This window comes from Paraburkholderia sp. GAS82 (assembly GCF_050436285.1).
Lineage (GTDB): Bacteria > Pseudomonadota > Gammaproteobacteria > Burkholderiales > Burkholderiaceae > Paraburkholderia > Paraburkholderia phenazinium_B.
Genome location: NZ_JBNDLX010000014.1, coordinates 139500 through 161945, shown reverse-complemented (window position 1 = coordinate 161945; position 22446 = coordinate 139500). Strand labels below are relative to the sequence as shown.

Annotated in this window: 20 protein-coding genes; 9 read left to right on the top strand and 11 right to left on the bottom strand. The window is 61.2% G+C overall.

Going from position 1 to position 22446, the window contains the following annotated elements:
- Window position 1 precedes the first annotated feature (1 nt).
- From P3T17_RS33865 to P3T17_RS33845, 5 genes are all read left to right on the top strand, one after another.
- Window positions 2-979 (top strand): type II secretion system F family protein, encoded by a 978-nt coding sequence (locus P3T17_RS33865; RefSeq protein WP_429411243.1) that lies wholly within the window; start codon window positions 2-4, stop codon window positions 977-979.
- 38 nt (window positions 980-1017) lie between these two features.
- Entirely contained in the window at window positions 1018-2010 is a 993-nt protein-coding gene (locus tag P3T17_RS33860) for a type II secretion system F family protein (protein ID WP_429411241.1), read from the top strand.
- A gap of 76 nt (window positions 2011-2086) precedes the next feature.
- On the top strand, window positions 2087-2572 hold the full coding sequence (locus P3T17_RS33855) for a TadE/TadG family type IV pilus assembly protein (protein WP_429411239.1): 486 nt from the start codon (window positions 2087-2089) through the stop codon (window positions 2570-2572).
- On the top strand, window positions 2572-3219 hold the full coding sequence (locus tag P3T17_RS33850; RefSeq protein ID WP_429411237.1) for a TadE/TadG family type IV pilus assembly protein: 648 nt from the start codon (window positions 2572-2574) through the stop codon (window positions 3217-3219). The genes P3T17_RS33855 and P3T17_RS33850 overlap by 1 nt, the downstream gene beginning before the upstream one ends.
- A gap of 15 nt (window positions 3220-3234) precedes the next feature.
- On the top strand, window positions 3235-4611 hold the full coding sequence (locus P3T17_RS33845) for a VWA domain-containing protein (RefSeq protein WP_429411235.1): 1377 nt from the start codon (window positions 3235-3237) through the stop codon (window positions 4609-4611).
- 41 nt (window positions 4612-4652) lie between these two features.
- Here P3T17_RS33845 and P3T17_RS33840 read toward each other — a convergent pair whose 3' ends face one another.
- The 4 genes from P3T17_RS33840 to P3T17_RS33825 all read right to left on the bottom strand — a co-directional run bounded on the left by P3T17_RS33840 (window position 4653) and on the right by P3T17_RS33825 (window position 7869).
- On the bottom strand, window positions 4653-4988 hold the full coding sequence (locus P3T17_RS33840; protein ID WP_429411233.1) for a YbjQ family protein: 336 nt from the start codon (window positions 4986-4988) through the stop codon (window positions 4653-4655).
- Window positions 4985-6403 (bottom strand): hypothetical protein, encoded by a 1419-nt coding sequence (locus P3T17_RS33835; RefSeq protein WP_429411231.1) that lies wholly within the window; start codon window positions 6401-6403, stop codon window positions 4985-4987. The genes P3T17_RS33840 and P3T17_RS33835 overlap by 4 nt, the downstream gene beginning before the upstream one ends.
- A 40-nt stretch (window positions 6404-6443) precedes the next feature.
- Window positions 6444-7280: a glycosyltransferase family 9 protein gene (locus P3T17_RS33830; RefSeq protein WP_254368918.1), complete on the bottom strand. Its 837-nt coding sequence runs from the start codon at window positions 7278-7280 to the stop codon at window positions 6444-6446.
- A gap of 262 nt (window positions 7281-7542) precedes the next feature.
- Window positions 7543-7869, bottom strand: a complete 327-nt coding sequence (locus P3T17_RS33825) for a hypothetical protein (RefSeq protein ID WP_429411229.1) — start codon at window positions 7867-7869, stop codon at window positions 7543-7545.
- A gap of 529 nt (window positions 7870-8398) precedes the next feature.
- Between P3T17_RS33825 and P3T17_RS33820 the strand changes: the two genes are divergently transcribed.
- The gene (locus P3T17_RS33820; protein ID WP_429411227.1) at window positions 8399-8596 is read left to right on the top strand and encodes a DUF3311 domain-containing protein; all 198 of its coding nucleotides are present in this window, start codon (window positions 8399-8401) and stop codon (window positions 8594-8596) included.
- Window positions 8593-10074 (top strand): monocarboxylate uptake permease MctP, encoded by a 1482-nt coding sequence (gene mctP, locus P3T17_RS33815; RefSeq protein ID WP_074265742.1) that lies wholly within the window; start codon window positions 8593-8595, stop codon window positions 10072-10074. Before P3T17_RS33820 ends, mctP begins: the two co-directional genes overlap by 4 nt.
- 107 nt (window positions 10075-10181) lie before the next feature.
- On the opposite strand, the gene P3T17_RS33810 is transcribed toward mctP, so the two are convergent.
- From P3T17_RS33810 to P3T17_RS33795, 4 genes are all read right to left on the bottom strand, one after another.
- Window positions 10182-10700 carry an SRPBCC family protein gene (locus tag P3T17_RS33810; protein WP_429411225.1) on the bottom strand — a complete coding sequence of 173 codons (519 nt, stop codon included), beginning with the start codon at window positions 10698-10700 and terminating at the stop codon, window positions 10182-10184.
- A gap of 84 nt (window positions 10701-10784) precedes the next feature.
- Window positions 10785-12971: a prolyl oligopeptidase family serine peptidase gene (locus tag P3T17_RS33805; RefSeq protein WP_429286502.1), complete on the bottom strand. Its 2187-nt coding sequence runs from the start codon at window positions 12969-12971 to the stop codon at window positions 10785-10787.
- An 86-nt stretch (window positions 12972-13057) separates the two neighbouring features.
- Window positions 13058-15286, bottom strand: a complete 2229-nt coding sequence (locus tag P3T17_RS33800) for a prolyl oligopeptidase family serine peptidase (protein ID WP_429411223.1) — start codon at window positions 15284-15286, stop codon at window positions 13058-13060.
- 155 nt (window positions 15287-15441) lie between these two features.
- Window positions 15442-16089, bottom strand: a complete 648-nt coding sequence (locus tag P3T17_RS33795) for a glutathione S-transferase family protein (protein ID WP_429411221.1) — start codon at window positions 16087-16089, stop codon at window positions 15442-15444.
- Between the two features lie 376 nt (window positions 16090-16465).
- Between P3T17_RS33795 and P3T17_RS33790 the strand changes: the two genes are divergently transcribed.
- Window positions 16466-17584 (top strand): lanthionine synthetase C family protein, encoded by a 1119-nt coding sequence (locus P3T17_RS33790; RefSeq protein WP_429411219.1) that lies wholly within the window; start codon window positions 16466-16468, stop codon window positions 17582-17584.
- 90 nt (window positions 17585-17674) lie between these two features.
- Here P3T17_RS33790 and P3T17_RS33785 read toward each other — a convergent pair whose 3' ends face one another.
- Window positions 17675-18058 carry a hypothetical protein gene (locus tag P3T17_RS33785; protein WP_429411217.1) on the bottom strand — a complete coding sequence of 128 codons (384 nt, stop codon included), beginning with the start codon at window positions 18056-18058 and terminating at the stop codon, window positions 17675-17677.
- Between the two features lie 502 nt (window positions 18059-18560).
- Between P3T17_RS33785 and P3T17_RS33780 the strand changes: the two genes are divergently transcribed.
- On the top strand, window positions 18561-18788 hold the full coding sequence (locus P3T17_RS33780) for a hypothetical protein (RefSeq protein WP_074265746.1): 228 nt from the start codon (window positions 18561-18563) through the stop codon (window positions 18786-18788).
- Window positions 18789-18950: 162 nt separating this feature from the next.
- Here P3T17_RS33780 and P3T17_RS33775 read toward each other — a convergent pair whose 3' ends face one another.
- Together P3T17_RS33775 and P3T17_RS33770 are read right to left on the bottom strand one after the other, a co-directional pair.
- Window positions 18951-21179 carry an NADP-dependent isocitrate dehydrogenase gene (locus tag P3T17_RS33775; RefSeq protein WP_429411215.1) on the bottom strand — a complete coding sequence of 743 codons (2229 nt, stop codon included), beginning with the start codon at window positions 21177-21179 and terminating at the stop codon, window positions 18951-18953.
- Between the two features lie 544 nt (window positions 21180-21723).
- Window positions 21724-22392: a TetR/AcrR family transcriptional regulator gene (locus P3T17_RS33770; RefSeq protein WP_429411213.1), complete on the bottom strand. Its 669-nt coding sequence runs from the start codon at window positions 22390-22392 to the stop codon at window positions 21724-21726.
- Window positions 22393-22446: the final 54 nt, after the last annotated feature.

Below are 22446 nucleotides of genomic sequence, written 5' to 3'. Positions count from 1 at the left end.
CATGAACCGGTTATTTCTGGGCTTTGCCGTATTGCTGTTCCTGGCCGTCGTGCTGGTGATCGAGGCGGCCTATGTGTGGTGGAACAGCCATCACGGCGCGGGCGTCAAGCGGCTCGACCAGCGTATTCGCGCGATGTCGGCAGGCGGTCAGATCGGCACCGGACAAATGTCGATCCTGAAGGCGCGGATGCTGAGCGATTCGCCGTCGCTGACGCGATGGCTGCTGACGATTCCGCGCATCCATTCGTTGGACCGGTTGCTCATGCAATCCGGCCGCGACTGGTCGGTGGCGCGGTTTCTGACGTATACGCTGGCGCTACCGGGCATAGTGGCGGTCATTGGGCTATTTGCCGGCCTGCCGATCCTGCCTACGCTCGCTCTCGCAGCAGCTTTTGCGCTGCTGCCGCTTGGACTCGTCTCCCGCAGTCGCTCGAAGCGCATCGCGATACTCGAGCAGCAATTGCCCGAAGCCGCAGACCTGATCGCCCGAGCGTTGCGTGCCGGCCATTCGTTTCCGAGTTCACTTGGCATGGTGGCAGAAGAACTGGCCAACCCGCTGGGCGGCGAGTTTCAGACAACCTTCGATGAGATCAGCTACGGCGTGTCGATGAACGACGCGCTGAAGAACATGGTCGCGCGCGTGCCGGTCATGGATCTGCGCTACTTCGTCATCGCGGTGCTGATCCAGCGCGAGGCTGGGGGCAACCTGTCCGAAATCCTCGACAACATCAGCCAGATCATTCGCGAGCGGCTCAAGCTGCTCAGCAAGGTGAGAGTGCTGTCTGCTGAAGGGCGTCTGTCCGCATGGATTCTCGGCGTGCTGCCGTTTGCGCTGGCCGGCGTGATCATGTTGATCAATCCAGGCTTTTTTATGGGGCTGCTCAACGATTCGGCAGGCGAAAAGATGATCGGTGGATCGCTGATCAGCATGTTGCTGGGCATTGTCTGGATGCGCAAGATCATCCGGATCCACGTCTGAGCACCCGTAGCAATGAGCGGCAAGTTTGCGAGGAAATCATGAACACCATGCAGATCGTGTTATTGGGCGCGACCTTCATCATCGTCTTTGGCGCGGCGCTGGGCGTCATGCTCATCACGCGGCCTAACGTCTTGCAGCGACGCCTCGACGCAATCGCACCAGGTGTCGTTGGGCGAGGTGTGAGCGCCACGAACGCCGGAAGTGCGGGAAGTGCGATGGGCGACGGTCGCCCGCAATGGATGGAGACGATCGCCAAAGCCTCGGCCCACGTGGCGAAGCTCTCGCTACCCACCGAGGGCTGGGACAAGTCGGCGTTGCGCACCCGCTTCATGAACGCCGGCTGGCGCGGCGCCTCGGCGCCGGCGATCTATTTCGCCGCGAAAACGGTGCTGGCGCTCGGCTTGCCACTGATCGCCCTGCTCATGCTGGGCAGTTTGCCGAGCAACGTGCCGCACAGCCTAGCGCTGGTCGCCGCATTGCTGATGCTGTTGGCGACGCTCGGCTACTACGTTCCGAATGCCGTGTTGACGCGCCGGATCGACCGGCGGCAGCAGGACATCTTCGAGAGCCTGCCGGATGCGCTCGATCTGATGACCGTCTGCGTTGAGGCGGGCCTCGGGGTCGACGCCGCGATATTGCGCGTTGCCGACGAGATTCATGTGAAGAGCCAGGTGTTGAGCGATGAATTCTCGCTCGTGCTGCTGGAGTTGCGTGCCGGCTCGAGCCGCTCGAAAGCTCTGCGCAATCTGGCCATGCGTACGGGTGTGGACGATGTGGAGACGCTGGTCGCGATGCTGATCCAGGCGGAGCGCTTCGGCACCAGTGTAGGAGCCGCACTGCGGGTGCATACCGACATGCTGCGCACCAAGCGCCGTCACCTGGCCGAAGAACGCGCCGCCAAGGTTGCCTTGAAGCTGCTGTTTCCGCTGATGTTCTTCATTTTCCCGGCGCTTCTGATCGTGTTGCTCGGACCGGCTGTGATTCAGATCTATCGCGTGATGTTGCCGACAGTCGCCGGGATCGGGGGATAAACGCACTGGCAGAAATCAGCGGAAGCCAGTGTCAAAAAAGCACGATAAAAAAAATGCCGCAGCGGGGGAACACAACATGCACACATCAAAACGAAGAATCAGCAGACGCTCACGCAAAGACCAATCCGGCTCGACCGTGGTGGAATTCGCGATCATCGCCCCACTGCTGCTGTTTGTACTCTGCATGATCATCGACCTGGGCCTGATGTTCTGGGTCAACCTGACCATGCAATACGCCGTGCACGAAGGCGCCCGCTACGCGGTCACCGGCCAGGACAACCTCGATCCGGACAGCGCCAACCAGCAACGCTATCTCGCGGTGATCCAGGACATCGAAGACTCCTCGATGGGCTTGTACACGCTCGTCAATCCGGTGATCTCGGTGACGGTCAACGGCACTCCCGTCGCGTATGGCGCAAATATGTTCGGAGGCCCAGGCGATCTGGTCGTGCTGCAACTGAACTGCACGTGGTCCCTTCTCACCCCGCTGATTGCGCCGTTCTTCAACGGCGGCGCATACACCTTCAGCGTCGCCGCCACCATGCGTAACGAGGGGTTCTGATGAAAGTCACCCGTCACTACCGTCGAGGCAAAAGCAGACGCGCGATGGCCGGCATCGCCGCGATCGAATTTGTCGTGCTGCTACCCCTGCTGTTGCTGCTTGCCGTGCCGACCTACGATCTGGCGCGCAACATTCAGGCGAACATGATTCTCGTGAACCTGAGCCGCGAGGGCGCCAACCTCGCCTTGCGGGCCTCGTTGACGTTCCCGATGGAAACCATCATGAACGATCTCGCGGCAACCACGCCGCCGCTCGACATGGTCGACCATGGCATGATCTACATCACCGAGGTGATGGGCGACAACGAGAACTGCAACGCACAAGGCAACAACTGCACGATTCGCAACATCGTGCTTGCGCAGTACGAGTGGCAGCCCAACGGCAAGCAGAGCAGCTACGCGCCGACCAGCGCGGTATGGAACTGCAGCTCGGGCAACTGGGGCAGCGACGGCAGTTGCAGCGGGATCGGCACGGGGCTTGCCGCGCCCACTGCGAATGCGCTGACGGGACAGTTGATGGCCGGCCAGATCGTCTATGTGGTGGAAAGCTATTACCAGATGCAGTACCTGTTCGGCGCGGCGAACTTCGGTTTCGGCGTGTCGACCCCAGTACTCAATCCCAATCTGTATTCGATGAATGTGTTCTGACCGGCCTGCGGGGGCATGATGAAAACAACCGGCTACTCTGGACGCAGATCCAGCAGACGTAACAGCAAACATAAACAGCGCGGCGCGGTAAGTATCATCGTCGCCGCTTCCATCGTACTGCTGATTGGTGTCCTGGGCCTCGCCGTCGATGCCGGCATGGGCTACATGGTCAAGGCCAAGCTCGACGCCGCGACCGATGCTGCGGCCATCGCCGCGGGCGAAGCTGTCACGACCGGCAGCAATCAGGCCACGCAAGCGGCCAATGCGATCGCAGCCGCCAACACGTTCTTTGCGGCCAACTACCCGGCGGGCTACCTCGGCACAACGGCGTCGATGAATTCGCCGTCGGTGGTCTTCAACCAGGGCACGATTACGATCGACACATCAGCGCAGGCGAGCTACCCCGTCAGCTTCATGCACCTGTTCGGCTTCAATCTGCTGAATGTTGCGAGCTCATCCCAGACCGTGAGAAAGGATCTGGACCTCGTGCTGATCATCGACACCACGGGCTCGATGGCGACCGACTCGGCCGTGCCGCCCGCAGTCCGTTCCGCTGCGATCACCTTCCTGCAGCAGTTCGATCCGCTCACCGACCGTGTTTCGCTGATTCACTTCGCCTACGGTACGGTAGTCGACCAGCCATTTAACGGTAACGCGCGCGGCTTCGACATGGCGGCAATGACCAAGAGCATCAACGCGTTCAATTTCGCAGGCAGCACCAATTCGGAAGAGGCCTACTGGAACGCACTCAACCAGTTGAACACCGTGATCACCGAGCCGTCGAGCCTGCGGGTCATCGTGTTCTTCTCGGACGGCGCGCCGAACAGCTTCGCGTCGATCTTTCCGACCAGCAACAAGGCCTGCAACTCGATTGCGGGGACCGTGATCAGCGGCGATACGCCGAGCACGCCGGCCGCGCTTTACGCTGACAACGTACAGAGCCAGCAACTCTCCTCGCCCTGCTACAACAACAACGCGTCGAAGGTCATCACGCAGATGCCCACATGGTTCAACGCGCATAACACGCCCTGGCTCGACAACCAGACCATTCCAGTAATCACCAATACGCCGCGCGTCGTGACCAGTACGGTGAACTACGCGAACGTGAACAATGCAGCACGCAATATTGCCGAAGGAATGGCCAATGTCGCCCGCAACGAAGGTACCTATGTCTACGCGATTGGCCGCGGCTCGGAGCTTCTGCAACCCGAAGGTGCGAATAACGAAATCGGCCAGAATGTGTTGAAGTGCATGGCCAACACGACCGACTCTCTGTCGCGTTGTTACAACCCGAAGCAGCCGGTAGGCGTGTACTGCAGCGCGCTGACGCCATCGGATATGACGCCGTGCTTCTCCAAGCTCGCTTCGGAGATACTACGGATTGCGAAATAGGTGAAAGCCGTGCAACCGCAGGCAAGGCCCGCTGCGCCTGATTAGCCGGCCGGCCTTGCGTACACGGCGGTTCCGTAGCAGAGAACTTCCGTCACACCGGAGGCGATCTCGGTCGCATCGTAGCGCATCCCGATGACGCCGTTGCCACCGAGTTCCGTTGCCTGCGCGACCATGCGCTCATAGGCGTCCTGCCGCGCGCGTTCGCACAGAGCGGTATAGAGCGAGATATTGCCGCCGAAGATGGTCTGCAGCGAGGCGCCGATCGAACCCACCACGGAGCGCGAACGGACAATGATGCCGCGCGCGATACCCAGTGACTGTTCAACCCGGTAACCGGGAATCTCAAATGCGGTCGACACCATGTGACGTTCTATCATTGCGCTCTTTTTGACGAGTGACGGGCGGATGTGGGCGGCGAGGCGCCCACATGACGCCTCGCACCACGGCGAGCGCGGCGAAACATTTTCGGCGCCCGCAGCTTTCGCACATATCTTATCAGCCGCCACAACGGGGCATTCTGCACGCGCGTGAGCTCGCTTTTAACTTCCGCCAACGCGGCCCGGGTCGAGGCCAGTTCGCCCAGCAGCACGTCGTCGATGCCAGCGCCGTCGATCAGCGCCACATCCACCACGCGGGTTGCGTGACCTGCCCCCACCTGCGGCTGCGGCCAGTTCGCGGCAGCACCGAATGCCATCGTCTGGGTGGCCTGCGCCAGCTTGCTGGTCCAGAACGTCAGCGTATCCGCCTCGGCGCCGCCGCTGGCGGCGAGCGCTCTCGCGACCTGGAGCGCTTCGAGGTGAACCTGCAAACCTTCGACCGCATCGAAGCCGCTGCCGCGTTCGCTTGCCTCCTCCCTGCGTGCGCTTCGCAGCGATGGATGAATGCCCGTGAGCTCGCCGATCCAACGTTCCGCTCCCTCCAGATACGCGGGGGAATGTGCTGCCAGATCGCAATCGAAAATCGCATTGGCGTGCTTCGCCGTGTCTCTTAGCGTCAGCAGCCAGTGCGCGAGAAAGGCGCGGTAAGCCTGCAGCGGCGTAATCGCCGCCACATGGTCCTTAAAAAGCGTGAGGTACGACTCCATCGTCTGCGCAACCGCGCCGTCTGGCTGCGGCGGCAAGTCGACACCCAGCGCGCTCATGGCCTGCTGGACAACCGGCACATCCCGGTTCAATGCCAGCACGGCAAACGGCACGGCCACAAAGTGCGGATTGCGGTACGCGGCAAACAGGTGCCAGCACGACTGCCATTGCGAAATCGGATTCTTCTCGACCACGATGTGCACGGCGTCTGGAAACGTGGTGCGGAACCATTCCAGGCGGCCGAGCGAGCGGCAGAACTTCAGCACCGGCACGCGGCCCTGTTCGTGCGCTGCGCGCATCAATCCGCGCACGTAAGCTTCGATGGGCCCGGCGCGCTCCGGGACCTGACGGTCGAAGCGATCGACCGAAAAAGCCACCTCGTAACCGGGGATACCCGTCACGCCCGGTTCCAGCAGGTGCGCATACTCCGCGAAATAAGGGGCTTCAAGTGCGGGGTGTCCGGAACGCCAGCTATCTGCGGTACTGGTCGCCAGTTTCTCCTGATCGATGCTCGCCAGCATCTCGTGCAGCGGTTCGTAGTAGGCCGTGACGTTGTCGAGCTTACGAAAACACGACCACAGCCACGTTCCGGCCGTTCGGTAACCGGTGTGGAGAAAAACAGCCTGGCATTTTGAAGTCATCAAATCGGAGAGATGCAGATCGGGAGAGGTATGCCGCGCGGCACGTCCAGCGCCGCGAATGGGGCGCATCCAGACGCGGTTCCGGGCAAATTGAAAAACGTGGGGGGATTCATGCGAAGCTTAAGCTGGCGCGCAGTTGCTCGAATGCGCGGGAGACCTGCCTGACCGACAACATGTATTTCCAGTACCGCTCTTTCAGGAATCCGGTTGGCAGGTAGGTGCTGCCTATCAGTACCTGCCCTGTCCCCCAGTCCGGCCGCCAGGTCCGCGCAATGCCGCGGCGCATGAACAGTGACAAGGTGGGAATGTGCAGGCTGGAGGCCAGATGGCCGATGCCCGAGTCGTTGCCGATGAACCAGCCGGACTCGTAGACCCAGGTGGCGACGTTATCGAGCGAACCGAGATCGGGCAGTTTGAGGCCAAGGCGTTCGATATGGAGCCAGTCCGCGCGCTCCTGGGGCGCTACGACGAATTCAGGGCTGAAGCCCAGTTCGCGCAGCCGGATCGCGAGTCTGATGAAGCGCGACGGTAGCCAGCATTTGTCGGCGGTGCTGGCGGTGGGGTGAATCGCCACGCGCAGCGGGTATTTCCGGTGTTGCAGTCCCGGCGGCGGCGTCATGCCGTTGCTCTTGTCGGCGCCCGCGAGACCAAACTCGTCGACGCAAAACTTCGCCAGCCGGTCGGCCATGGATTCGGAGGACCGCACCCGGCAGATGTGATCGAGGAAACTAACCCGCGGGTGATATTGCTCGAGGCCCACGAACGGCTTGTTCCTGTGCATCTGGATCACCCGGTCGAACCCGGAAAGCTTTGCTGTCAGGTCCGCGACCGAGAGGTCATCGAGAGTTTCGACTTCGGGAAACCACGCGCCCAGCGACTGGATCTGCCGGCCGAAAATGGTCACGGCGATGCCGTTTTGCTGAAGATTTCGCGCGATCGTCATCATCAGCAAGGAGTCGCCGATTGCTGGCGAAAGAACCAACGCTACGCGAGAGATTGGCTGAACGGTAGGCCACATAGCTCAATCCGGATGACGCGCCCACTGATGGGGAGAACGCTTGCCAGTCCAGAACAGCAGTAATTTCCGCTTTCCGAACCAGCAGGAGTCTAGAACCGGAGCATATTATTCGCGTTACAGGTTTCATTACGGACGTTTACGGAAAGCTTGACGGAAGCCTACGCCGGCGGCGAGTCACTTGTACCGGTAGTCAGACCTCGCCGGCTCCGAGCAGATCGCCATGGGTCACGACTGCGGCGATCCAGCTGTGCAGTTCGTGCCGTTCCATCCCGAGGAGTTGTTCGGGCAAGCCGGGTGCATCGGCGACGGCCAGCACGTTGTGCAGCGCAAGAAACGCCTTTGTTTGCGAATACATGACGTGGGCCAGACGCTTGCGGGCCTCAGGATGCGCCACGCCGGCCGCATGCGTATCGATGATCGCGTGCGCCAGCTTTTCGCTGACGTACCCAAGCGGCACGCCTTGCCGGGTTTCGCAAGCGGTGAACGCCGGGCCGTTGGACGACAGGTTCAAACTCACATCCAATCCTTGAATGATTTCAAGCACGTCGAATTCGCTTTATATGTATGCCTAATTACATGCGCCGTCGATCCAGGCCGCAGTACGAGGGCTGTTTGGCGCAGCACCCTACGCATTGCTAACAGGACTGCGCGACAGCGCGATATGCAGGGCCGGTAAGCACGGATCGTAAACGGAATGGCCCGCGCGATCTGTGGATCGTTCGTCTATATTTGTGTCGTTTTGTCATAGGCGCTTCATGTTCGCCTGGACCGGTTTGGCGCCGGATTGCCCGGTGTCGGATGTCCTTTTACGTGCCGGCCTGCATCGCTTTCGATGCGGGTCGCATCGCCGGCTATTTTGCCTGCAGAGGCGCGGCGCCGATACACTCCGGCACCCTTAGGCACGGCGTAGCGGTCCTGCCCAGAGCATCCCGCCACATTTTCTAAGATAATGCGCGCTACCGTCACCGACACGGATGCCGTACAAGTCCTGCGCTGACGCGAAACCACCGATACCCGTTTCCACTACATACAATCTTGGGGATCTCTTGAAAAATACTGCTCCGGCCGGCCGCTCCTGGCTATGGCTCATCCTGCTGATACCGTATATCGCGCTGCTCTGGCTGCCGTTCTATAACGACACGCATCCGTCGTTCGCCGGCTTCCCGTTCTTCTACTGGTATCAGTTCCTGTGGGTGCCGCTCACCTCCCTGCTGATCTACGTTGTCTACAGGGGGCTCAAATGAGCGATGCGATTCCAGTCAATCCGGTCGCCATGGCCGTTTTCATTTTCTTCTTCCTGCTGGTCACCGTCGTGGGCTTTTTCGCGGCGCGCTGGAAGCGCGGCGACCTCACGCAGTTGCATGAGTGGGGGCTTGGAGGACGGCAGTTCGGCGTGATCATTTCGTGGTTCCTGGTGGGTGGCGATTTCTACACCGCCTACACGGTGATCGCCGTGCCGGCACTCGTGTATTCGGTCGGTGCGTATGGCTTCTTTGCATTGCCCTACACCATCATCGTCTATCCGTTCGTGTTTGCCGTGATGCCGAAGCTCTGGCAGATCGCCCATACGAAGAATCACATCACCGCAGCCGATTACGTGCAGGGCGAGTACGGTGGCAAGTGGTTCCCGGGTGCGGTGGCGCTGACGGGCATTGTTGCGACCATGCCGTATATCGCACTGCAGCTGGTGGGCATGCAGGTGGTGATCAAGGGTCTGGGCGTCACCGGCGAAATGCCGCTGATCGTCGCCTTCGTGATCCTTGCGCTCTACACCTACACCAGCGGCCTGAGGGCGCCGGCGATGATCGCGTTCGTCAAGGACATCATGATCTATATCGTCGTGATCGCGGCCGTGTGGCTGATTCCGGCGAAACTCGGCGGCTACGCGCACGTGTTCGATGCGGCGGATACGTATTTCAAGGCCAAGGGCGGTGCGACCGGCATCATCCTCAAGCCGACGCAGTTCACCGCGTATGCCTCGCTCGCGCTGGGCTCGGCACTGGCGGCGTTCATGTATCCGCATACGATGACGGCGGTGTTGTCGTCGTCTTCCGCCGCGACGGTGCGCAAGAATGCGATTTTCCTGCCGGCCTATACGCTGCTGCTTGGCCTGATCGCGCTGCTCGGCTATATGGCGATCGCGGCCGGCGTGCATGTGAAGTCGGCTTCAGACGTTGTGCCGACATTGTTCGGCACGCTGTTCCCGTCGTGGTTCGTCGGCTTCGCGGCCGCGGCGATTGCGATCAGCGCGCTGGTGCCAGCGGCGATCATGTCGATTGGTGCGGCGAACCTGTTCACGCGCAACCTGTGGCGTCCGATCGTGTCGCCGGACATGTCGTCCAGCGCGGAAGCCTCAACTGCGAAGATCGTCTCGTTAGCGGTGAAGTTCGGTGCGCTGCTGTTTATCGTGTTCCTGCCCACGCAGTACGCGATCGATCTGCAGCTGCTCGGCGGCGTATGGATCCTGCAGATTTTCCCGGCCATCGTGTTTTCGCTGTACACGCGCCGCCTGAATACGCCGGGTCTGTTCCTCGGCTGGCTGGTGGGAATCGTGCTGGGTAGCGGGATGGCGATTTCGCAGGGCCTGAAGCCGGTGTTTGCGCTGCATCTCGGTGATGCAACCTATCCGCTGTATATCGGCCTGATCGCGCTGGCAGCGAATATTGTCGTGACGTTTGTGGTGTCGTTGGTGACGCCCAAGCGGGCGAGCGTCAGCGCTTAACGACCTTGTTTGACTGGATCAGCCCGGAGGTTCGAGGCTGGTCCGGTTTTCGAGCGGTCGACTTCTTCGAGTTGCCGACTTTTTTGGGCGGCCCACTTTCGCGTGGCCTACTTCGCATTCAACGCTTCCACACGCGTTTTCAAGGCGGCATTCATCGCCTTCATACTCTCAGCCGTATCCTTCAAGGCATCGTCACTCAGCTTTCCTACGAGAATCCCCGTGAACTGTTCGCTCTGAATAAAGTGCGTACGGTTGCCCGACGCTTCGAGTTGAAACCGGTGCTCCCCATCGAAGAGCCCCGGAACCCACAGCGCCCCTTTCCAGCGCAATTCCTGCCCGGGACGAACCGTCAGCACGGTCGGGCGGAACACCATCGCATCCTGACCCGATCCTTCGGCAAACTCGATCACCTTGCCTTCAACCAGCTCACCGTCGAGCCGCGAGATCTCCGGATTCCAGCGCGGATAATCGGCCGTCGCGGTAAGTACCTTCCAGACCGTCTGCGGCGGACTGTCGATCCAGATGTCCGTCTCTATCGACCCGTCGTGGTGCAGGAAGAGAAGCGCAAGCACGCCCGCACAGACGATGCCGAGTACAGCGAGCGCAAAACGCCTGGCTAGTCTCAAGATCGATTCCTCAACGACACGCGGGTCGCAACAACGCAAACGGGGACCAGACGCCGAACCGCCGACGCCCAGTCCCCCACCGGCTTAGTGCTTCGGCTGGAAGCCCGGCTCACCCATCTGCCACAGGGCAAACGCCCACTCATCGGCCAGCAGGTTGGCGCGCTGCGACATGCTCGAGCCCATTCCGTGGCCCGCGTCGAAGTCGATGCGCAACAACACTGGCCGGCCACTGCTCGTCGCTGCCTGCATGCGCGCCGCCATCTTCAGCATGTGCCAGGAGGACACACGCGGATCGTTGGCGCCCGTCGTAAAGATGACAGCCGGGTATGGCGTGCCGTCATGGATATGCGCATAAGCGCTCATCGCATAGAGGCCATGGAAGCCCGCTTCATCCGACGACGAACCCATTTCAGGCACGTTCGGCGGCCCATTAGGCTCGGTTTCGAAGCGCAGCGCGTCGGACAGCCCCACGTCGTCCATCACCACACGGAACAGCGCCGGGTTGATCTCCATCGCGCCGCCCATCACGATACCGCCGGCGCTGGCACTGTTCGCGCCCAGGTATTTCGACTGCGTGTAATGCTGGTCGATCATGTATTGCGCGCTCGCGTTGAAATCGAGCATGGTGTTGATCTTCCAGAGCTTCTGACCCGCACGGTGCCACGTATCGCCGTACTCGCCACCGCCGCGCATATGCGACACGGCGACGATGCCGCCGTGATCGACCCACGCCTTCCATTGCGGACGGTACACCGGATCCATCGACAACCCATAGCTGCCGTAGCCGAACACGATGGTCGGATGCGAGCCGTCGCGCTTCACACCCTTCTGAGCGATGATCGACACCGGAATGCGCGTACCGTCGTAGCTGGTAGCGAATTCATCGTGCGCCTCGATATCGTCCGATTCCGTCTTCGAAGGCGGAATCAGGCCGGTGTCAGTGGCAGCATTGGTCTTCGGATCGTAGGCGTACTCACGCGGCGCCTTGACCCAGCCCTGCAGGTTGAACAGCGCACCCGGCTGACGTGGATCGGCCGTCAGGCCCGCTACCCTGCCCGCGAAAGGCAGATCGATCGACTGCGTGTCCTTGCCGTCGAACGATACGCGCTTCAACTCGAAGCTGCCGCCCGCCCGCTCACCGATATACATCGCGTCGCTACCCAGCGTGAACGCGTCGATCACGTTCGTGCCTTGCGGCACGACTACATCGGCCGTCGCGAGATCCGGATGCGCCGCCGGCAGCGACAGAATCTGGAAGCGCGAAGCGCCCTTCTCGCTCAGCAGATACAGGCGATCGCCGCGCAGCTGCACATCCGTTACGCCGTCATCCGTGTCCGCAATCTTTTTCCAGGGCGTATCCGCGCCATGGATCTGATCGAGCCGCGCAACGTAGAAGATGTTCGGGTTGTTGTCCATGTTGTGATTCACCACCGCGACCGCGTACGGCGAATCCGGCGCCAGCAACACATAGGTCCCCTGGCCTTCGGCAACATCGAGCTTCGGCGAGACGCCGCGGCCGAACACGGCCTCGTCGCCATCGCCGTTGGTGTTCTGGCCGAGCACGTGGATGTACGTCACCGCGTTGTACTCGGTCTTCGAGAGCGGCGTGTCCGGGCCGGGTTTCGGATAGCGCAGATAGAAGAACGACTGGTTGTCCTTGCGCCAGGAGACGACGCAATCGCTCGTGCGATCGATCACTTCGGCGAGGTCGTTGCCGGTCTGCAGATCGATCACGTGCAGTACGCTCTTTTCCGAGCCGCCGGCGGAGATGCCGTAAGCGACATAGCGACCGTCCCACGACGGCGAATACCAGTCGAGCGCGAAGTGATGCGCGCTGTCCGTGGCGAGCTTCGCCGGATCGACGAGGACGTGTTCCTCGCCGTTCACGCCGTCGCGATACGCGAGCTTGGGCAGATTGGCACCCGGCTCCAGCACTTCATAAAAGATCCGGTCACCGCGACGCATGAATTCGCCGCGATGCAGATCGTTGCCCATCAGCGATTCGATGCTATGTGCGAGCGATGCGCGACCGGGGATCGCGTCCAGCACCTTACGGGTGTAAGCTGCCTGCCCTTTCATCCAGCTTTGGACTTCCGGGTCCTTCAGGTTTTCCATGTAGCGATAATTGTCCACCACCGGCGTACCGAAGTAGGTATCGGTGACCGGGCGCACGGGCGCCACCGGCGGGCCATCGGCAGCCTGCGCCGCACCGTTGGCGGCGAGCAGGGTAGCAGCAAGCGTTACAGCCAGAAAAGACTTGTTCTGTTTCATTCGAGCTTCCAAAAGAATGAGGCGCCGCAAGATTACCCCGACTTGCGGCTGGACGACTAGAGGGTCAATAAAGCGCCATCATCGTGCTAATGCTTCGGCTGAAAGCCAGGCTCGCCCATCTGCCAGAGTGCGAACGACCACTCGTCGGCGAGTTGATCGGCCTCTTGCGACAGGCTGGAGCCGATGCCATGGCCTGCGTCATAGTCGACCCGCAACAGCACCGGGCGCCCGCTGCTGGTCGCTGCCTGCACGCGCGCCGTCATCTTCAGCATGTGCCAGGACGCCACCCGCGGATCGTTGGCGCCAGTGGTGAACAACACCGCCGGATAGGGTGTGCCGTCATGCACGTGAGCATAGGAACTCATCGAATAGAGGCCGTGAAAACCGCTTTCCGTCGAGGTCGATCCGAACTCTGGCACGTTCGGCGGTCCGTTGGGCTCGGTTTCGGAGCGCAGCGTGTCGGAGTCGCCGACGTCATCGAGAATCACGCGGAACAGGCCCGGGTCGATCTCGAGCGCACCGCCCATCACGATGCCACCTGCGCTTGCGCTGTTCGCTGCAAGCAACTTCGGTTGCGTGTAGTGCTGGTCGGCCATGTATTGCGCCGAGGCGACGAAATCGAGCAGCGTGTTGATCTTCGTGAGCTTCTGTCCAGCACGATGCCACGCATCGCCGTACTCGCCGCCGCCGCGCATATGCGAGACCGCGACGATGCCGCCGCGCTCGATCCACGCCTGCAAGGTTGGGTCATAGTACGGATCCGACGAGGTGCCATAGCTGGCGTAGCCCGTCACGATAGTTGGATGCGAGCCGTCCCGCACCGTGCCCTTCTTCGCGATGATCGACACCGGAATGCGCGTGCCGTCGTAACTGGTAGCGAACTCGTCATGTGCCTCGATGTCGTCCGACTCGGTCTTCGCTGGCGGAATCAGGCCGGTGTCGGTAGCCGCATGGGTAGCTGGATCGTAGGCCAGTTCGCGCGGTGCCTTGACCCAGCCCTGCAGGTCGAACAGGACGCCCGGCTGACGCGGATCGGTGGTCAGGCTCGAGATGCTGCCCTCGAACGGTAAGCCGATCGTCTGCGTGTCCTTGCCGTCGAACGATACGCGCTTGAGCTGAAAGCTCGGGCCCGCACGTTCGCTGATATACATCGCGTCGCTGGCGAGATAGAACGAGTCGATCACGTTCGGGCCTTCGGGCACCACCACGTCCGCATGCGCGATGTCCGGATGCGCAAGCGGCGTCGACAGGATCTGATAGCGGGAAGCACCCTTGTTCGACAGGAAGTAGAGTTTGTCGCCGTGCAGCCGCACAGCGGTCACGCCATCCCTGGGCGCGGCGATCTGTTGCCAAGGGGTCTGCGCGCCATTGATCTGCGCGAGCGGTGCGACGTAAAACGAGTTCGGCGCGTCGTCCATGTTGTGATTGGCCACCGCCACCGCGTACGGCGAATCCGGCGTCAGCAACACGTAGGTCGCCTGGCCTTCCGGCACATCGAGACTCGCAGATACGCCCTTGCCGAACACCGCCACGTCGCCCTCGCCATCGGTATTCTGGCCAAGTACGTGAAGGTGCGTCACCGCGTTATATTCGGATTGCGACGGTGGCGTATCGGGGCCGATCTTCGGATAGCGCAGATAGAAGAACGAGCGGTTGTCGTCGCGCCAGGAGACCACGCAATCGGAAGTACGGTCGATGCTCTCGGCAAGCTGCGTCCCGGTGCTCAGATCGACGATGTGCAGCACGCTCTCTTCCGAGCCGCCTTCGGAAACGCCATAAGCCACGTAACGACCATCCCACGACGGCGAGAACCAGTCGAGCGCGAAGTGATGCGCGCGATCTTTCGCGAGCTTCGCCGGGTCGACCAGAACGTGTTCCTCGCCGTTGATGCCATCGCGATACGCGAGCTTGGGCAGGTTGGCGCCTGGGTCCATCACTTCGTAAAAGAGCCGCTCGCCGCGGCGTGTAAATGCATCGCGGCGCAGATCCTTTCCGCCGAGTGCAAGGATGCGCTTCGCCAGCGCGGCACGGCCTGGAATCGCATCGAGCACCTTGCGCGTGTAGGTCGCCTGCGCTTTCATCCAGTGCTGGACCTGCGGGTCTTTCAGGTTTTCCATGTAGCGGTAGTTGTCCACTACCGGTGTGCCGAAGTAGGTATCGGTGACGGGACGGACCGGGGCGACGGGCGGGCCGTCGGCCGCCCATGCAGGCGAACAGGCGGTGGAGGAGACAAACGCGACTGCGAGCGTTAAGGCAAGAACAGACTTTGTTGGTATCAAATTCTTTGTCAGTGTCAAACTCTTCGTTGCTGTCATTTACGCTTCCAAAGGAACGAGGCGCGGCAAGATTACCGCGACTCGCGACCCTTCGACTAGTGGAATCATAAAGGCGGGGTTCTAACCTCGGCGCTGCTGCTGTCTCTCGTGGTTCTGGAATCCGCGTTGACTGATAGACGCGTCCCTGGTTCGCGCTAGCTCGGCGGATTGCTCCAGTTGCTCAAGCCCTCTCTCGTGTTCAGCTCGATAAACGACGGCAGCGCGCGCAAGCGCTGGATATAGGGCACCAGGTGCGGCCAGTTCGTAGCCTTGCACGGCAGATTGCGCGACCAGCGCATCAGCATCACTGCAAGAAAATCTGCTGTACTGAGCTTTCCACCCACCAGCCAGTTGCGGCCGTCGGCGACCAGCGCGTCGAGCCGCTCCCAGGACTGTTCGATACGGCGCTGCGCGAGCGCCTGCACTGCTTCGGCACCAGCGGGGTCGCCGTCCTCGTCGGCGTAAAACCAGTCACGCATTGCGGGGAGCACGGTATTGGCCATGAATACCATCAGCTCGAACCACTCGGCGCGATCAGGTGAGCCGGGCGCCGGCGCAAGACCGGCATCTGGATGACGCTCGGCGAGCAACATCAGCAAGGCGGCGGATTCGTGGCGCGGCACACCGTCGACGATGAGCGTCGGCACGCGGCCTGCTGGATTGAGACGCCGATACTCGGGGTCATGTTGCGCGCCCTCGTCGATATTGATCAGCCGGGCCTCGAAGGGAATGCCCGCCTCGAGCAGCATCCAGTGAACCGCCATGCTCGCCGCGCCGGGCGAATAATAAAGCGCGTAAGTCATGCCTTCCCTCCTTCGAGTTGATTCATGTTGAACGCATCGATGCACACCGCGTAAATGATGCGGAATCCGGCGCCTTTCGACAACGTGCGCGTCCTGAGGCATCATCGGCATCGGTCAGGGCGGCGAGGGCTAAATGATCGGACAGCGTCAGTCGTTGCGCAAGCGGATTCGACGTTCAACACGAGTTCGACGCGCCCATCGATTCGCCGCGCATGACATCCGCTGATGCCCGCGCGACGCCACCCTCTTTTCTATTTCTAGCGAGGTATGCATGCTTTTCGATCCGAGCCGTCACGAGCCTCTGCAAGCAATCGAATGGGATGAAACACGGGTGAGAGATTGCATCGCCCGGATCGTCAGCCAAACGGAAACTCAGATGAACGAGGACGGACTGTGGCCGGCCCACCCTCGCGACGGCAGCGATGAAGATAATCCACGCGCGCCGCTAACGCCGCTTTATCACGGCGCGTGTGGAGTCGTTTGGGCACTTGGCTATCTTGAAGCGGTTGGCGCGGTCAAGCTTCAGCGCGATCCGTTGGCGCATGCGGCAACGCTGCGCACGTTGAATCGGCGGTGGCTCGAAAAGGAAGAGTGCACCTTCTTCGCTTCGTGGATGATGGGCGAAACGCCGTGGCTGATGCTCGAATACGGACGCACGCCGAGCGAAGCGCTGGCCGGGCAGCTTGCCGATCTGATCAATGGCAATCTCGACAATCCCACCCGCGAACTCATGTGGGGTTCGCCGGGCACGCTGCTCGCCGCGTCGTTCCTTCATGAGCACACTCAGGACGAACGCTGGGCCGAGCTGTTTCGCAAGACCGCTGCGCAACTTGCGAGCGAACTGAAGTGGTCGGAGGAACATGGCTGCCACTACTGGACGCAGGACATGTATGGCTCGCAGACGACTTATCTCGACGGCGTGCATGGTTTCGTGGGAACTGCGCTGCCGCTGATTCGCGGTCGCCATCTGCTCGACGCCGCCAGCTGGAGCGAATGGGAACAACGCATCGTCAATACCGTGCAACGCACCGCGACACTCGAGGACAACCACGCAAACTGGCGCGCGTTTCTCACGCTACCGGAAGGCCGCACGCCGCGCTGGCTCATGCAGCTGTGCCATGGCGCACCTGGTTTCATTGTCTGCCTCGCGCAGTTGCCGAGCCGTGAACTGGACTCGCTGCTGCTTGCGGGTGGGGAGGCGACATGGGCTGCGGGGCCGCTAGCGAAGGGCTCCAACCTGTGTCACGGGACGGGCGGCAATGGTTATGCGTTTCTGGTGCTCTACCAGCGTACCGGCGATGTCAAATGGCTCCAGCGCGCGAGGGCATTTGCGATGCATGGCATTGCGCAGACTGAGGCTGATGAAGCGGCTTACGGACAATTGCGCTATTCGCTTTGGACCGGAGACCCGGGATTCGCGATCTACCTGTGGGACTGCCTGCGCGGGCAGGCTGCGTTTCCGACGCTGGATGTTTTCTACGGCAGCGCCACGTAGAGCCCTCGCTCAAGCGGATGCCCGTGCGCCAGGCGACATACGGGTTTTCCGCTGAACGACCGGGTTATCTATCTATCGCACGAAGCGATGTCATGCGCTGCCGGCGCGCGCACGATCACGCCAAAACATCAAAGCCCAGGCCAACGATACTCCCACCGCCACACCCAGGAACTCGCATAGCACGCGTGTGCCGATGCCGTCCGGATCGTGAATCCCGGCAAGGGACGCGCGCATCAGAGCCGGCGACTGGAGGTCAGCGTAGTTGAAATAGAACATGTTCCACAAATCGCCGCTGGAACTGGGCAGCACGGACAGCAGATAAGCCACGGCGAGCTCGCGGCCATGGCTCCACGGTTGCTTGCGCGTCAGCCAGTGCAGCAGCAGCAGCACAAAGAATCCGATCACCGCCGCAATCGCTCCCGCTTCCATTCCGCCGACGATGCCGTAACCCATCCACGATTGGTCATAAAGCATGTCAGCTTCACCAGGTCATCAACATCGGCGCATTATGCCCGAACGGGTATTCCCAACGCATTTGCCGGGGCGTTGTTGCTTCCTCCGCCGGTCAGGACGGGACGAAGAAGGAAGCGCTCCTTTAACAGTCCATCCCGAAGCGCCGCTCCGAACGACCAAATATCGGGAAATTTCACGATGTGGAACGATCCATTGCACTACAAAAAATCGTGGTGCATGGCACAAACCAGCCGTTTCGCAATGCCGTCCCACATTCCACAATCCGGAACAAATCCAATAAGCTATTGTTTTTTATAGATAATTTTTTATCTGCCGATCTCACTATCTGTGCTGTGCTGGCGACTCGCTCACGTAGACTCTTTTACATGAGCCGGCGTTCTGGACGACTGGTTTTAGCGGGCCACAGTAGCCGACCCGCGAAGACCATCCCAGGACCGGCCCGCGTCCCGTACGCAGGTCAGCCAGGCAAATGCATTTTTTTACGATGATCGGGAGACGAAAAATGAAAGGCTTTCGCTTTGGTTCGACGGAAGGATCGTTCTACATTTTGCCCGGCAAGGACGGCTGGGAAGCTTCGTTCGGCAACGAGACGCTTGGCGCATTTGCCAGCCCTCAGCAGGCCGCCGACGACCTCGCCAATGGTGTGTGCTGTCCGCATCTGTCCGAGGCTGATACTTCGATGCTCGAGATACCCGAGAAGATCGGCGACTGGGAAATCGTTCACGTTTGATGGGGCCGCCTAGGTGGGGCCGCTTAGGTGGGGCCGCCTAGGTCAGTTGCGCATCCCACGGCGAGGCACGCTCCGCCACAACGAAAATGGCGCCCGAGGGCGCCATTTCCTTTCTACTGCCTCCAGCTCTAACGTCGAGCCAGCTACAACCGAAGCCGAACCTTACGCAACCGCATCCACGATCGCGTTGAGCGTCGCGCTCGGACGCATGGCCTTGCTCGTCAGGTCGGTATTCGGACGATAGTAACCGCCGATGTCTGCCGGCTTGCCTTGCACTGCAGCCAGTTCCTCAACGATCTTCGCTTCGTTCGCAGCCAGTTCTTTCGCCACACCAGCGAACTGAGCCTGCAACTGAGCGTCTTCCGTTTGCGCAGCCAGCGCTTCGGCCCAATACAAGGCCAGGTAGAAGTGGCTGCCACGGTTGTCGATACCGCCAACCTTGCGTGCCGGCGACTTGTCGTTGTCGAGGAACTTGCCGGTAGCCTGGTCGAGCGTCTTCGCCAGAACCTGCGCCTTCGGGTTGTGATACGCGTTGCTCAGATGTTCGAGCGAAGCGGCGAGCGCCAGGAATTCGCCGAGCGAGTCCCAACGCAGGAAGCCTTCTTCGACGAGCTGCTGAACGTGCTTCGGCGCCGAACCGCCAGCGCCTGTTTCGAACAGGCCGCCACCTTCCATCAGCGGCACGATCGACAGCATCTTCGCGCTCGTGCCCAGCTCCATGATCGGGAACAGGTCGGTCAGGTAGTCACGCAGCACGTTGCCGGTGACCGAGATCGTGTCCTTGCCGGCACGAATGCGATCGATCGAGAACTTCGTGGCTTCGACCGGCGTCAGGATACGGATATCCAGACCGCTCGTGTCGTGGTCCTTCAGGTACGTCTCGACCTTCTTGATGATCTGCGCATCGTGTGCGCGTGCTGCGTCCAGCCAGAACACGGCTGGCGTGTTGCTCGCGCGGGCGCGGTTCACCGCCAGCTTGACCCAATCCTGGATCGGCGCGTCCTTGGTCTGGCACATGCGGAAGATGTCGCCTTCCTCAACCTTCTGCTCGAGCAGGACAGTGCCGGCTTCGTCGGTCACGCGGACCACGCCGTTCGCCTTGATCTGGAATGTCTTGTCGTGTGAACCGTATTCTTCCGCCGCTTGCGCCATCAGGCCGACGTTGGGCACGCTGCCCATCGTGACCGGATCGAACGCGCCATGCTTCTTGCAGTCTTCGATCACAGCCTGATACACGTCGGCATAGCAACGGTCCGGAATCACTGCCTTGGCGTCGTGCAGTGCGCCATCGGCGCCCCACATCTTGCCGGACTCGCGGATCATGGCAGGCATCGACGCGTCGACGATCACATCGCTCGGCACGTGCAGGCTCGTGATGCCCTTGTCCGAGTTAACCATCGCCAGATGCGGACGTTGTTCGTATTGCGCCTTGATGTCGGCTTCGATCGCGTCGCGCGTTTGCTCCGGCAGATCCTTCAGGCGTGCGTACAGGTCGCCGATACCGTTGTTCGGATTGAAGCCGACCTTCGCCAGCGCATCCGCGTGTTTGGCCAGCACGTCCTTGTAGAACACCGAGACCACGATGCCGAAGATGATCGGGTCCGAGACCTTCATCATGGTGGCCTTCAGGTGCACCGAGAACAGCACGTTGTTGGCCTTCGCGTCGGCGATCTGCGCTTCGATGAAGCTGCTCAGCGCTTTCTTGCTCAGTACCGAAGCATCGATGATTTCGCCAGCCTTCACCGTGGTCTTTTCTTTCAGAACCGTCTTGCTGCCATCAGCGGCGGTCAGTTCGATCTTCACGTTGCCGGCTGCGCCGATCAACGCGGATTTTTCGCTGCCGTAGAAATCGCCGTTGTTCATGTGCGCGACGTGCGACTTCGAGTCCGCGCTCCATGCACCCATCTTGTGCGGATGCTTGCGGGCGTAGTTCTTGACCGACAACGGCGCGCGGCGATCCGAATTGCCTTCGCGCAGCACCGGGTTCACGGCCGAGCCCTTGATCTTGTCGTAGCGGGCCTTGACGTCTTTCTCTTCGTCGGTCGTCGCGACATCCGGATAGGACGGCAGCTTGTAGCCCTGATCGCGCAGTTCGGCGATCGCGGCCTTCAGTTGCGGCACCGAAGCGCTGATGTTCGGCAGCTTGATGATGTTCGCTTCGGGACGGGTAGTCAGCGCGCCGAGTTCGGCGAGATCGTCGGACCCTTTCTGTTCCGCAGTCAGATAGTCCGGGAACACGGCGATGATGCGGCCGGCCAGCGAGATGTCGCGTGTTTCCACAGCGACGTTCGATGAGCGCGTGAAAGCCTTCACAATCGGCAGCAGCGAGTAGGTCGCCAGAGCCGGCGCTTCGTCGGTAAGGGTGTAGATGATCTTCGGCGATGTAGACATATCTGAGGTGGTGCTTGGTGAATTGATAAACAGAGCGTCGGTCGCGCTGAGCCAGCTGGATTGCACCGTCGCGAACTGCAGACGAATGCGCACCGGACTCCGACACGGCCCACGGACTACTTTTAGGGCGCGCCCGTGAGTATAGGCGTGTTTACCAGAATACGCTTCCAGACCTTGACATAATGGTCAGCTTTCGGGCTGCCCTGGCCGTGCTGATCCGGTGGATTCGGGGGTCACTCGCTGCGCCTGCGATCTGCCTTGTCAGGCGGGCGAAAGCACCGCGTAGCAACGCTTTCCGTGCTGCCGGCCTTGCTTTCGCTACCCGCAAGGCGCGGGCGCTTCGCCGGGCCAGCGGGCCCGAAATGGCAACGCTTCGTCAAAGCGGGGAAACACATCCTTGCTCGTCACGCCAACAATCAGGCGCACGCCGTACAACAAAAAGTACAAACAGCCAATGGGGACGCAATTTGACCACGCCAAATTTCGGCAGGCGAGGCTGACGACGCGCTCTTTTCATCGGAAACGAGCTGTTCACCCTGTCCTTTCACGCAGTCTTGCGCGCTTTCTCGCCTCGCGCCGTCACGGGCAGCGCCACGCGCTTCAGATAAGCCTCGCATAGCGTGATCAGCTGTTCGCGCAGCACCCGAAGCATTTTCGGCGGCGCGCGGCCCTCGAGCACCGCACGGGTCGACCCGACCATGGCGCTGTTGACCATAAAGGTCACGGTCGGCAGATCCTCGAACGAGGCGTCGGTCGCCGTTGCCAGCATCGCCGAGGTCGCGCGCCGCGTCCGTCCGGAGATCGCTAGCACCAGTTCGGCGGCGTTCAGCTCGGCGGCCACGAGGTACAGCGCCCGGGCTTCGTCCACGCGAGCCGTCTTGGCCGCGACGAATGCATGCACGAGCCCCTGCACCATCGTACCGAGCGGTACGTGATGATGTCGCTCGCAGGCCTGCTCGACGGCTGTGGCGACGTGCTCGAGGTGACGCTGCATCACCGCATAGAGAAGCGCCTGCTTGTTCGGGTAGTACTGGTACAGCGTGCCCACCGAGACGCCGGCCCGCTCCGCCACGCGGGTGGTGGTCAGACGCTGCGCGCCCTCGCTCAGCAAAACCTGAATGGTGGCTTCGAATACCGCGTCGACGGTGACCGTTGAACGGGCCTGACGTGGCGTCTTTCTTGGCGTGAGCGCCCGGGCGTGCTTGCTATCCATATGCGAATGGTAAAGCTGAAGAATCCTTCATAAACTGGAATCCTAAACCATTCT

Coding starts and splice junctions, on each gene's coding strand:
- P3T17_RS33865 (WP_429411243.1), top strand. CDS start 2: ATGAACCGGTTATTTCTGGGCTTTGCCGTATTGCTGTTCCTGGCCGTC.
- P3T17_RS33860 (WP_429411241.1), top strand. CDS start 1,018: ATGAACACCATGCAGATCGTGTTATTGGGCGCGACCTTCATCATCGTC.
- P3T17_RS33855 (WP_429411239.1), top strand. CDS start 2,087: ATGCACACATCAAAACGAAGAATCAGCAGACGCTCACGCAAAGACCAA.
- P3T17_RS33850 (WP_429411237.1), top strand. CDS start 2,572: ATGAAAGTCACCCGTCACTACCGTCGAGGCAAAAGCAGACGCGCGATG.
- P3T17_RS33845 (WP_429411235.1), top strand. CDS start 3,235: ATGATGAAAACAACCGGCTACTCTGGACGCAGATCCAGCAGACGTAAC.
- P3T17_RS33840 (WP_429411233.1), bottom strand. CDS start 4,988: ATGATAGAACGTCACATGGTGTCGACCGCATTTGAGATTCCCGGTTAC.
- P3T17_RS33835 (WP_429411231.1), bottom strand. CDS start 6,403: ATGCGCCCCATTCGCGGCGCTGGACGTGCCGCGCGGCATACCTCTCCC.
- P3T17_RS33830 (WP_254368918.1), bottom strand. CDS start 7,280: ATGATGACGATCGCGCGAAATCTTCAGCAAAACGGCATCGCCGTGACC.
- mctP (WP_074265742.1), top strand. CDS start 8,593: ATGAGCGATGCGATTCCAGTCAATCCGGTCGCCATGGCCGTTTTCATT.
- P3T17_RS33805 (WP_429286502.1), bottom strand. CDS start 12,971: ATGAAACAGAACAAGTCTTTTCTGGCTGTAACGCTTGCTGCTACCCTG.
- P3T17_RS33800 (WP_429411223.1), bottom strand. CDS start 15,286: ATGACAGCAACGAAGAGTTTGACACTGACAAAGAATTTGATACCAACA.
- P3T17_RS33795 (WP_429411221.1), bottom strand. CDS start 16,089: ATGACTTACGCGCTTTATTATTCGCCCGGCGCGGCGAGCATGGCGGTT.
- P3T17_RS33790 (WP_429411219.1), top strand. CDS start 16,466: ATGAACGAGGACGGACTGTGGCCGGCCCACCCTCGCGACGGCAGCGAT.
- P3T17_RS33785 (WP_429411217.1), bottom strand. CDS start 18,058: ATGCTTTATGACCAATCGTGGATGGGTTACGGCATCGTCGGCGGAATG.
- P3T17_RS33780 (WP_074265746.1), top strand. CDS start 18,561: ATGAAAGGCTTTCGCTTTGGTTCGACGGAAGGATCGTTCTACATTTTG.
- P3T17_RS33775 (WP_429411215.1), bottom strand. CDS start 21,179: ATGTCTACATCGCCGAAGATCATCTACACCCTTACCGACGAAGCGCCG.
- P3T17_RS33770 (WP_429411213.1), bottom strand. CDS start 22,392: ATGGATAGCAAGCACGCCCGGGCGCTCACGCCAAGAAAGACGCCACGT.